The 12,181-nt window shown below is 55.2% G+C and carries 8 protein-coding genes; all 8 read left to right on the top strand.

The features are described 5' to 3' along the window. The first annotated feature begins 11 nt into the window (after positions 1–11). The 8 genes from FE782_RS00335 to FE782_RS00300 all read left to right on the top strand — a co-directional run bounded on the left by FE782_RS00335 (position 12) and on the right by FE782_RS00300 (position 12,173). Positions 12–1,595 carry a response regulator transcription factor gene (locus FE782_RS00335; RefSeq protein ID WP_158299183.1) on the top strand — a complete coding sequence of 528 codons (1,584 nt, stop codon included), beginning with the start codon at positions 12–14 and terminating at the stop codon, positions 1,593–1,595. 234 nt (positions 1,596–1,829) lie between these two features. Continuing rightward, positions 1,830–2,303 carry a hypothetical protein gene (locus tag FE782_RS00330; RefSeq protein WP_138191358.1) on the top strand — a complete coding sequence of 158 codons (474 nt, stop codon included), beginning with the start codon at positions 1,830–1,832 and terminating at the stop codon, positions 2,301–2,303. Beyond that, complete coding sequence (locus FE782_RS00325; RefSeq protein WP_138191356.1) at positions 2,300–2,803, top strand: hypothetical protein; 504 nt, start codon at positions 2,300–2,302, stop codon at positions 2,801–2,803. Before FE782_RS00330 ends, FE782_RS00325 begins: the two co-directional genes overlap by 4 nt. Positions 2,804–3,023: 220 nt before the next feature. Next, complete coding sequence (locus tag FE782_RS00320; protein WP_138191354.1) at positions 3,024–4,379, top strand: ABC transporter substrate-binding protein; 1,356 nt, start codon at positions 3,024–3,026, stop codon at positions 4,377–4,379. Next, positions 4,376–6,220: a sensor histidine kinase gene (locus FE782_RS00315; RefSeq protein ID WP_138191352.1), complete on the top strand. Its 1,845-nt coding sequence runs from the start codon at positions 4,376–4,378 to the stop codon at positions 6,218–6,220. Before FE782_RS00320 ends, FE782_RS00315 begins: the two co-directional genes overlap by 4 nt. Next, positions 6,192–8,180, top strand: coding sequence for an RICIN domain-containing protein (locus FE782_RS00310; RefSeq protein ID WP_138191350.1), 1,989 nt, complete (start codon positions 6,192–6,194; stop codon positions 8,178–8,180). The genes FE782_RS00315 and FE782_RS00310 overlap by 29 nt, the downstream gene beginning before the upstream one ends. A 211-nt stretch (positions 8,181–8,391) precedes the next feature. After that, a complete protein-coding gene (locus tag FE782_RS00305; protein WP_138191348.1) occupies positions 8,392–11,160 on the top strand; it encodes a beta-galactosidase in 2,769 nt (922 codons plus the stop codon). A 143-nt stretch (positions 11,161–11,303) separates the two neighbouring features. Next, positions 11,304–12,173 carry an ABC transporter permease gene (locus FE782_RS00300; protein ID WP_238392314.1) on the top strand — a complete coding sequence of 290 codons (870 nt, stop codon included), beginning with the start codon at positions 11,304–11,306 and terminating at the stop codon, positions 12,171–12,173. The last annotated feature ends 8 nt before the right edge of the window (positions 12,174–12,181 follow it).

Here is a 12,181-nt window from a genome sequence, read left to right as displayed (position 1 = left end):
GGACAACGCCCGTGTACAAGGTCATGCTCATTGATGACGACGTTCTCATGTTGAAGTTTTTACGCCAGTTGATCGACTGGGAGAAGCTTGGTTTGAGGATTTGTGCGGATGCTTACTCCAGCGTGAAAGCGCTGGACAAGTTCAAACAGGAGAAACCCGATATCGTCGTATCGGATATCGGATTGCCGCAAATGAACGGTCTCCAACTGGCCGATCGGTTCAAAAGCTTGAAACCGGATGTCAGAATCATTTTTTTAACCTGTTATGAGGACTTTCATTATCTGAAACAAGCGCTCCATATGAATGCGGATGATTACTTGCTCAAAGACCAGTTAATCGCTACGCAGTTGGAGGACACCCTTAAGAGATCCATGAAAGCGATTGAAGACCATATCGGATTCGATGCCCAGTCCGCGTATCGGGAAGATTTCAAACGAAATCTGGACGTATTAAAGACTTCTTTCTTCGACCAGTTGGTCAAAGGGAGCAGCGATGAGCATTCGCTGCTCGGCTATGCGGAGCGGCTTGGCATGAAATGGGACTATCCCCTGTTCAAACTATCGATCGGAAATATCGCATATTCTAGTCTGATCTCCCGATATCCGTGCAAGGATGTCGAAGTCCTAAGATATTCGGTTTACAACATCGCTTCCGAATTGTCCGAACGGCATGAAGGAATCTACGTCTTTCACTACAAGGGGGAGGTAGCGGTGCTATTAAATTTCCGAAGCGCCGTGACGACCAAACCCCAAGAGTACTTGGAGGCTTATATTCGCGAAGTAAGGCGCGCATGTATGGAATTTTTGAAAATCGATCTGCATTTTATTCACGCGCCGGACTCGCCCATGTTGGGAGCGATTCGCGATGTTTACAAGCGAATGTTGCGAAACAAACACCATGCTTTCTATTCGGATCCAACCTATGTCGAGTGGAGCTCGAAACAAGACGTATATCATCCGGCGGGTCACTTGTTCGATGCGGTAAAGAAAGGGCTGATCAAGGCCGTTCAGGAAGGGAACGACGCATCGCTGAATCAGTCCCTGCTGCAGATGCAAGAGACCGCGAGGGAGCAACGGATCAACCCGCAGGAATGGATACAATCATGCGTGGATACCGTGCGCTTTCTGGAGTTAAAGTTCGCGAATAAGACGGCGGACGAAGCCTTTTATAGCGTATTGGAATCTACGCTGTCTAGTAACGACCTCTTGAGTTTAATGAAGTGGAAACTGTCGGAGCTTATGGGCGAAGTTCACGCGCCGGTCGAGACGGGACTGCAGGAGGCGAAGCTGCGAGCGGTCGACCAATATATCATTAGCAATTTGTCGGAGAACGTCGGCTCCCTTGAGATGGCCCAGCACTTAGGATTGAATGCGAGCTACTTTTCCCGCTACTTTAAGCGGCTGACAGGGGAGAACTTCACGGACTACGTTCACAAATTTAAGATGGGCATCGCGGCGAAGATGTTAGAGAACACGGACGATATGGTCGAGTCCGTCGCAATGAAGCTGGGATATTATGAGAGGAGCTACTTTTCCAAAATTTTCAAGAAGTATACCGGAGTGACCCCGTCGGAGCTGCGCAATAAGGGAAGATGAATGCGGACAGACTACGACAGCAGTTCCAATCATTGGCTGCCGTCGTTGCGCTAAACGAGACGACCGCACAACGAAAAAAAATCCCTTGATACTCAAGGGATTTTTTGCTTTGGAACTGTACGGATGTACGTTTAACGGAGTGTCGTTGGGAGGGAAGTCGATCCGGATTTTTATAGAGGTGTATGGGAATAATTTGTAACTGGATCTGCCAACTCTCCTCAAAGGATGATTGCGGTGTCACTCGCGGTTCTGTCTCTAATGGCATGGTTTGTGATGATTGTATTCGCGTTCATACCCAAAAGGTTAACGCTGACAGAATTGGTTTTTCTGTACTTCGTGATTGTGGTGTTAACGATTTCGCTATTCACTACGCTGGATGTTAATCTGAACTGGGCTCCGCTCACTCGAAAAATAGATGGCGCCTTTGCAATGTATATTTGTCGTTTTATCGTTATCCCTTTTCTCGTCCTCATGGCTGTTTGCGCCCTCCTTTCACACCTAAAAGCGAAATGGCGAGTGGCATTATCGGCGATCATCGTAATGGTGTTGTGCGGGGCGGATCAGGTCTATTTGCTGCTTGGTCTCATGGAGTTCGCGAGATGGAATGTAGGCTATTCGCTTTTAATGTATGGGTTATTCGTGTTGTCCGTCTGGTGGATTGCACGTTGGTTTATAGGCCTGGATAAGGAGGTCTCAGGTAAATCTTGAACGAAATTCGTTACGATCATCATTTCAATACGAACGAGTGGTTTATCGTCGTTGCCCTCTTCGTCGGAACATTGATGTTGTTATGGCTTCCGCGGCGTTTTCCTAAAAAGACGGCCGGCGTGTATCTTATGTGCGGCGTGTTTTGCGGATTTTTTTTCGATCATACGTTAAGTGTGTATCCGGTTAGTTATTATGTAATTAATGATTCTTCCCGCTTTGAAGCGATGGACTTTGTTTCCCATGTAATGTATGCGCCATTCAGTTTTCTTTTCTTTTATCTATATGACTTTTTCCGCGTTACACCGCGTTATTCGCTTGCGTACATTTTGGTGTGGGCATTCGTGAGCGCCGGGTTCGAACGATTGTGCGAATCCGTCGGGATTTTTCATTACCGACTTGGATACAGTCTTTATTATTCATTCGGTATTTATTTGGTGGTTTTGAGTATTTGGGTGATTTTATATCATGTCTTGAAGAATTATGGAGACCAACGTTTTTAGCTATTCGGTTGTTCGCTAGTTGGCGAAAGTAACGGGCAGCCGTTCCTGTAATGAGAAAGGCAATTCGTTCGCGAAATGTTCGCAGTGAACGTACGCGGAAGTCGGCTGAAAGTTCATTCATATTCCTAATTAGAACTCCTCGTGCAGCGGATGGGCTAAAGGTGTACAATTATTATGACACCGCTTTCATAAATAATGCTATCTTAAAAAGAGGGTTTATATGAAAGAAACGAAATGGATCGTTTGCACCTGCATATTGCTGCTCGTCACGGTTGCCGGAGCGATGACATTGGCTGGGATGTTTCGAGAAGCGAACCACCCGTCGATGCTGGGCAGCGGCGAAGGGGGCACTGAACCGATCCGCCTCGTCTGGCTGCATCATTTCGGAGAGGACGGCAGCCGCAAATGGATCGATTCCGGCATCCGAAAGTTTCAGGAGACGCATCCCGGCGTCACGGTTACGGCTCTGCCGCTTGACGGGGGAGAGTACATGTCGATGCTGAGGATGAAGGTGGCCACAGACGAGATGCCGGACCTCTATATGCTGGACAACATTCATGGAGGGCGCGACCTGATCGAGTCTGGATATGCGACCGATCTGACCGGGCGTCCGTTCCTCGATCGACTCGAACCTGAGTATTTGTACGGATCCAAGACCGAGGATGGACGAGTATGGACGCTGCCGATCGACGCGAACGGACTGGGCGTGACGTACAACAAAGATGCCTTTACCCGTGCAGGTATCGTCGACATACCTAAGACATGGAGCGAATTTCTAGATGTGTGCCGCCGGTTGGAGGCGCAAGGCATCATGCCGATCGCAGCCGGCTATAAGGAAAGCTGGACGCTGTTCTGGGATCTCGGCGCCGACTTCATTCCGTCGTCGTTGGTTGCGAACCCTGCCTTGATCGAAGACCTGAGCGCCGGAGCGACGACGTTCGAGCAGAGCAAGGCGGCCTTCGCGGGCCCGATCGAACGGTTGGGCGAGCGCTTTCGCTACGTGAACGCGAATCCGTTCGAGACAAGCTGGGACGAGGCGCTGGCGATGGTCGCGGACGGGCGGGCGGCCATGATCATCGGCGGCACATGGAGCGTAGACGGCGTGCGGTCCAAGCGCGCGGACGCGGAGATCGGCTTGTTCCCGTTGCCGGTATCCGACGTGCCCGGCTCTGCGAAATTCGCCATGAAAGCGACGGGCGGCATTGTGGTCAATCCGCTTTCCCGGCATGCCGATCTTGCCATGGAACTGCTGGAGCTGTTCGCCCAGCCGGAAATGGGACGTTCGCTGCAGGAGAATAAAAAAGGAATCTCCGTCGTTAAGGACATCGGCGGCAATCTCGATCCCGCGCTCCTGGAGCTCCATAATCAGTATATAAAGCCCGGCCGCACGGTGGACTGGTCGGGCGTCCTTCCGGATTTCATCAGCCCCGAGCTGAGCCGCGCATTTCACGCGGGGATAGCCGACTACCTGCTCGATCCGGATCATGACGTAGACGCCGCCATCCGCGGGCTCGACGAAGCTTTCGACGGAATCCGCAAGCCTCAGGGGAATTCCGTAGGAGGGGGCAACCGATGAAGGCGCCGCGCCTGGGGAAGCTTCCGAATCTGTTCGGAAGCATGTTGATCCGGACGAAAATATTGATATCCAATCTGTTTCTGATTGTCTTGATGGCGATCGCGATCGGGACGCTTGCGATTTATGCCGCTCGCTCATTCACCGAAATCCAGACCAGGGATCTGACGCAGCAACTCGTTCATCAGGCTTCCGACAACATCGAATACCGCGCCAAGACGCTGGTCGGATCGACCGTCAGTTTGCTCGGTAACAACCGACTGAAGTCGATCGTCGCGGGGGAACCGTCCTCGGAAGAGGGAAATTCCGCGTCGATCCGGCTTCGGGCGGGTACGCTGTTGTCCGAATTCGGCAACGGCAACGAGTATATCCGGGCCTTGATCGTCCGAACCTCCGGCGGGATGACCTACTGGTGGGAAAATCGCGACGGCGGCGCCGGTCGGATGACCGAGCTCGGAGCGGCGCACCTGGCGAAGGACGCCGAAGCGAGGCTTGGCGGGACGAGCCCGCACCTGCTATGGTCGGCGTCCCCGCGGGACGAGGACGAAATTTTGTTCGCCCGGTCGTTTATCGATTTAAGCCATGTCAGCCGCAGCTACGGCGTAATCGTCATCCTGCTCGACTCCCGCTATTTCTGGGATCTGAGCGCGAGGGACTCGCTGATTCTCCGCGAGAACACGGCGATCATCGACGAGTCCGGCGGATTCATTACCGGCGGCACGTACCCGAAGCTGCGGGAAGCAGTCAGCCTTTCGGAGGCGGACCGGGGCGGAAATGCGGCGTTCGCGGAGAGCCGGATCGTAACGATGCAGGGCAGCAAATATCTGGTGACGCAGAAGAAGCGATCGCCGGACGGATGGACGATCGTCTGCCTTATTCCGATGGCGCTGCTCTTTGGCAAAATCCGCCTGCTCCAGCTCGTCATCGTGCTGATCACGTTCGCGGCCGTCATCGTGTCCGCCATCGTCGCGGTCTACCTGTCGAAGTCGACCACCAGGGGCATCAAAATGCTGGAGCGGACGATGCGCCGCGTCGAGGACGGCGATTTCGGCGTCCGCATCAAGCCGGCGGGACAGGACGAAGCGGGGGTGCTCGCCCTACGGTTTAACACGATGCTGGACCGGATCGACGAGTTGATCAGGACGGTTTACAAGGAGCGCATGGAGAAGCAGCAGGCCGAATTCTCGGTGCTGCTTGCGCAGATCAACCCCCATTTTCTGTACAACTCGCTGGGAACGATTCGGTGGTATGCCAATATGAAGCGACAGCCTGAAATCGAGCGAATGACGGCGTCGCTCATCGGTCTGCTTAAGTCTTCCGTCCGAAAGTCGAGCGAGTTGCATACGTTACGGGAGGAACTGCAGGATATCGGCAATTATATCGATTTGCAAAAGATCGGCTACGGCGACGCCTTCTCCGTCCGTTACGACGTGGACGAGTCGCTCATGCAGTACAAGGTGCTGCACTTGACGCTTCAACCGCTCGTGGAGAACGCGATTCTGCACGGGCTCGAAATGTCGAAAGGCGGCGGCCTGATTACGATCCGCGGCTGGCGGGAGGCGGAGCGGCTGCTGCTGACGGTGGAGGACAACGGCGTCGGCATGGAAGTGGAGCGTTTCAACGAAATGCTGGCCGGACCGGACAGGCGATCGTCTTATCCAGGCCTGCACAGCATCGGCATTCGCGGCGTGCACGAGCGGATTCGATTGTATTTCGGGGAAGCGTTCGGCCTCAGTTACAAGAGCGAGCCCGGCAAGGGGACGGAGGCTATCGTGACGCTGCCGGCGATCGAAGGAGCGAAAGGAGACGAACCGCATGTTGAAAGCGATGATCGTAGAGGATAATGCGATTTACAGGTACGCCATCAAGTCGATTATCGACTGGGAGCAATGCGGCTTCGAGCTCGCAGCGGAAGCGGTAAACGGCAAACAGGCCGTCGAACGGCTCGAGGAGGGCCCGGTCGATCTGATTGTCACCGACATCAGCATGCCGGAGATGAACGGCATCGAGCTCATTCAAACCCTCAAGCGTTCGGCGCCGGCAACGAAGGTGATCGTGCTAAGCTCGTACGACGATTTTCATTTCGTGAAGGATGCGCTGAAGCTTGGGGCATTAGACTACCTGCTCAAGCACGACCTGGAGGAGGGGCACTTCATCCAGGCGGTCTCCCAGGCGCGCGAAATGATCGAAGCGGAGCGCGGCTCCCGGGTATTTTCAGGGAAAGACGATCGAGATGCGGCGCTTGATCTGCTAAGGCAAGTACTACAGCGCACAATCAACCCCGAGGAGCTTGAACGAAGGGCCGAAGCAGTCGGTCTGTCACCGCGCTCCTCGCTTGTTCTGCTTACCGTAGGGGTTCGACCGCCAGGGGGCGCGGACGAAAAGAATTGGGGAGCGGCGACCGCAATGGCCGCTCGCCGATTGTCGACGGAGTGGTTATGCGTTCCGCTGAACCCGGGCCGGATGGCCGTCGTGCTCGACTTTGGCGGGGAGCGAAGCGAAGCGCGGTTAGCCGCCGGCGCGCATCAAGAGGCGGAGCGCATCCGGTCCCTGCTGAAGGGAGAGGGGATGCCGTGCAGTATTGGGGTTAGCCGAGCAGGACTCGGCATCAAGGCATTACAAAGCTTGCTGAAGCAAGCTCAGGCGGCGTTGTTCCGCAGCGTCTTTGCGGAGCAGGAGAGCGACCGGATTTTTAAGGTCTTACCTGAGCAAGGGCTGCCGGAAACGGAGCTTGCCGGCCATGTCAGCGCGTTATCCAAAGCGCTCAAAAGCAACGCTGCGGAATCAATCGAGCATCATACAGAGCAATTATTCAGACATATTCGCGAGGCGAAACCGTGCGAGTCCGACCTGCGCACGATTTTGCTAGATTTGTTTGCCCAGTTGGTCGTTATCGCTTCCGACAAAGAAATCGAGTTCGAGCCGATGGGGACTTGGCACGATCGCGTGATTCAGGCATTAGAACGGCTGGACGCTATCGGCTCGCTAAAGACGCTTTTCCTAGAACAGGCCACACGTCTGGCTGGAGAGAAGCCAAGTATCGAGCGGGCGGAAATCCGGCTTGCGAAGGAATACGTGCAATCCCGCCTTGGGGAAGATCTGAATGTGGGAGACATCTCAAGCCGCTTGGGACTCAATGCGAATTATTTATCGGTCTTATTCCGGCGGCATACAGGCCAGCGTCTGGTTGAATATATTCAGCAAAGCAGGGTGGAGGCGGCTAAGAAGCTGCTGCGCGAGACGACGCTTAAAGTTTATGAAGTGGCGGAACAGGTGGGCTTCAAGGATACTTCATATTTCTGTAAAGTTTTCAAGGAGTATGCCGCCATGACCGTCTCGGATTTCAGAATGTACGGGCAACCGGCGAAGGGATTTTTACCCGAGGCCGATTACTTGCTGACAAACCGCAACAGCGGTATGGCTCTCGATGTACGCAGCGAATCCAATCTGCCCGGGGCCGAAGTGATTCAATGGTATCAGCATGGGGGCGAGAACCAATTATGGCGACTTCTTCCCGCAGGCGAAGGACGATACAAGCTGGTCAATCGAAAAAGCGGACTTGTTCTCGATGTCGAACGGTCCTCTAATGAATCCGGGGCCAAACTCGTACAGGCGGCGGATAACGGCGGGGATAGTCAATGCTGGTCGATCGTCAAGGCGGGCAGCTACTTTAAACTCGTGAATGTCAGGAGCGGGCTTCGTGCGGACGTGAACGGGAATTCAAAGGAACCTTGCGCATCCATTATCCAATGGAAAGATACGAATGGCGCGAACCAGCAATGGAATATCGTGAAGGCGCAATAAAACTTTCAGTCTGTATAGATTTTTTATATAAATCGAAGAAAAATTACTTTCTCAAATAAAATCAGACCCTGTGACCTCTCGGCATTCGCCGGAGGCCGCGGGGTTTCTTTGTTTTTTACTAACTTTCCAATGGAAATGGAATGAACTCAACCTGGATAACACCTAATATTAAGGTGTGTAATCGCTTACAAAAAAGGAGTTGTTATAGCGCGTGACAATATTGACCTCGAGCTCGGTCGCGCTTTCGTCGACTGCCATTCGAATCGATGGGGAAAGCAAAATCGTTCTGTGCGCCTCCCTTTTTTATTTCAGAATTCCAAGCGAGTTATGGCAGGAACGGCTTCAGCAAATCAAGTCCTGCGGCTACACCTGCATCGACGTATATTTCCCCTGGAACTTCCATGAGCTGGCGGAAGGGGCTTGGGATTTCAGCGGCGAGCGGGACGTCGAGAAGTTTCTGCGGCTCGCGGCGGACGCCGGCCTGCAGATCGTCGCGAGGCCGGGACCATACATCTGCTCCGAATGGGACGGAGGCGCGTTGCCCGCTTATCTGTATCCGATGGAGGACGTGAAGCTGCGGGACAACAACCCGGGTTTCCTCCGGCACGTTGCCCGGTGGTTCGACCGCATCATGCCGCTGCTGGCAAGATACCAGCTCGGCGGGACGGAGCAAGGTACCGTGATCTGCGTCCAGCTCGATAACGAGCTCGATTTCTTCGGCTGCGCCGATCCCGCCGGCTATATCGCCGCGCTGCGCGACATGGCGCTCTCGCACGGCATTACGGTTCCGCTCATCGCCTGCGCTGGCCAGGGCGGACTCGCTGCCGCTTCCGGCTTTGCCGAAGGCGTGGTGCCGACCTGCAACTTCTATCCGCGCGACAGGGATCCCGATCTCGACGCCAAAGTGCTGGCGTACCGGGCGGAGCTGGCCGAAATGGGGCTGCCGCTGATGGTGACCGAGACGAACCGATCCCACTTCTTGCTGCGCCGCCTTCTGGCGGGCGGGGCGAAGCTGCTAGGTCCTTACCTGCAAGTATCAGGCACCAATTTCGGCTTCACGAACGCTACGAACAATTGGGGGAAGCCGCTTGCGTTTCTGGCTTCCGACTATGACTTCGGCGGCATGATTTCGCCGGACGGCATCCTTCGGCCGGAGGCGTACGAAGCGCGGCTGCTCAGCAGACTCATCGCGGCCTACGGCGCGCCGCTCGCCGAAGCCGTTCCCGGTGCGGGTAGTCCCCCGGCTGCGCTGATCGCGCATCGCGGTACTGCTTCCGGTCCCAACGAGCTTCGGCTGCAAGGCGGTGGAAGTCTGCTGTTCGTAGCAAATACCGGAGAGGGGACGGCGGAGCTCGAACTTACCCGCACAGGAGCAGAAGAAGGCGCGAGACTGTGGCTAATGCAGGATCGCTGTATCGCTCTTCCATACCGGATCCCGCTGGCGCATTGGGAGCTGGAAGGCACTCTGTTGTACGCTACAGCGGAGTTGTTCGACATTCGAACGGTAGATGGCAAAACGGAGATGCTTTTCCATACGGAAGGGTCAGCTGAAATTGCTATCGCTCTTGAAGGAGCCGTTCGAGTGGAGGCGGAGGGGATCGCTGTGAATCAGCTTGCCGACTTCGTGAGGATGTCGTTCGACGATTCCGGCAGCGGAGCATGCCGATTCCACCTGACGAACGGCCATGTATTGGAGATCCTCACGATGAGCCGGGAGATCGCGCTCCAGTCCGGCATTGCCATTGCCGATGAAACCCGGACGACAGCGACTGCCGAGTCGCTGCCGCTCGCTGCACGGTGGTCCGAAGCAAGCATCGACCCAACGCTTCCGATGACCGCAGTTGGACAGAGATCGGTCAGTCAAGCGGATTATCTAGAGAAGTTCGGCATCTATCGGGGCTATGCCTGGTATGAAGCGGAATGGAAAGAGGCGGCCAAGGGAGCGATCGGACTGTTGTTGCATAAGGCGGGCGATGTCGTTTCCTTGTATGACGGCCCCAATTATCTGGGTACTTTGACGCCTGGCGGAGCCAGCGCGTATATCCCGCTGGAAAGGCCGCTTATTGGTAAACAAATCATGGCCCGTACAGAAATCTGGGGACATTCAAACTTTGACGACGCGCGTTTACCTGCTCTTCGTATCGGCGGGATGCGCGGGCTGCGGGGACTTACCGCTGTAACCGGCGTTCGGGACCTAAATGGCAACTGGCGTTACGCCCCCGCGGATCCGGCTAACTTGGCCGAGCGACCGGACGAAGTATTCGACGCGCCGGTATCAAGGCCGATCGTAGAGTTCGGCGGATGGCTGTCCGCTCAACGTTTCAGCCGCGAATGGTTTGCCCGAAGCTTTACGGCTTCCGAAGGAAGCGATGCGTGGGTACTCCATTTCGAAGGGCTCGATGGAGTGGCCACCGTCTTCGTCAACGGCCGGATGGCGGGGGCCGCCCAACCGCTCGACCCATTCGTCGACATTACCCCATTCGTTCTGGCCGGCGAAGCCGTTGAGCTCGCTGTGCTTCTGGAGCGGCACCTCGGGCGTCCCGCAGGACGGGTACATCTGCTAGAAGGAAGCGAGGCCGCGGAATGGCGGCTTTCCGGCGCCGAAGAATCAGAGCTGTTAGCGCATGCTTTGCGGGCAAAGCCGAGTTCAGTCGCTGCGGCGCTGCCGATCGCGCTTCAACCCGGCGCTGTTGCTTGGGTATACGGCTCGTTGCCCCTACAACTGCGCGCAGGCCGCGGCTTACGCATCTCGGTCGAAGGCAGTTTCGCCAAGGCGACCGTCTTCCTGGACGGCAGGCTCGTCGCACGGATCTGGACGCAGGGCGGCGCGTCGCGACCGCATGTAACCGGAGGCAGCCAAGATTCCTTTTTCGTGCCGGGCGCCTGGCTTACGGACGAAGCCGAACTGCTTCTCCTGCTCGAGGCGATCGACGTCGCCCGACCGGCGGAGCTCCGGGAACTCCGCTTCAAGCAGCTATGACAAAGTCAAATTAGACCCACTCTTACGAAGGAGGTGTCGTCGTCGTGAATGCGCTTTCGGATACTGGTCTTACGTCCTCCGTATCGGCCAAGCGAACGAAATCTCGCTTGAACCGGTTCTGGAATAACAAGACGCTGCTGCTTATGTGCGTACCCGCGATTCTATTCTTTATCGTATTCGCGTACTTGCCGATGCCGGGCTTGTATCTGGCGTTCATCAAGTACAACTACACGGACGGGATCTTCAAAAGCCCGTTCGTCGGGTTCGACAACTTCCGGTTCCTTGTCATGACCGGCGACCTGTGGCGGCTGACGCTGAACACGGTGCTGTACAACCTGGCGTTTATTTTGCTCGGGAATGTGTTGCAGATCGTCGTGGCGGTATTTCTCAATGAGCTCAGGATCAAATGGTTCAAAAAGGTATCGCAGACGCTCATGTTCTTGCCGCATTTCATTTCGGCGGTGCTCATCGGCCTCATCGCGTACAACGTGCTTAGCTACGATTACGGTTTGCTGAACGGAATTTTGACCTCGCTCGGCATGGAGCCCGTCAAGACGTACTCCAATGCCGGAATCTGGCCGTTCATTATCGTGCTGACCTATCTGTGGCAATCGACCGGATATGGGTCGATCATTTACTTCGCCTCCATCATGAGCCTTGATAACGAGGTGATCGAAGCGTCCGAGATCGACGGGGCGAACGCCCTTCAGCGCATCCGCCACATCGTGCTTCCGTGGCTCAAGCCGACGTTCATTATCCTGCTGCTGTTCTCGCTCGGCGGCGTCCTTCGCGGCAACTTCGGCCTGTTCTTCAACCTCGTAGGCGCGAACAACACGGCGCTTTACGCGACGACGGACATTATCGAGACGTACGTGTTCCGCGCGCTGATGACGAACTTCAACTTCTCGATCGGCAGCGCCGTCAGCCTGTACCAATCCATCTTCGGCTTTATCGTAGTCATTACCGCCAACTGGCTTGTTAAAAGATTTTCGCCCGAAAACTCACTCTTCTAGGAGGTGGT

Origin of the sequence: Paenibacillus antri, from assembly GCF_005765165.1 — a bacterium.
GTDB lineage: Bacteria > Bacillota > Bacilli > Paenibacillales > YIM-B00363 > Paenibacillus_AE > Paenibacillus_AE antri.
Note: the sequence above shows the minus strand (reverse complement) of the source record. Positions and strands in the feature narration are given on the sequence as shown.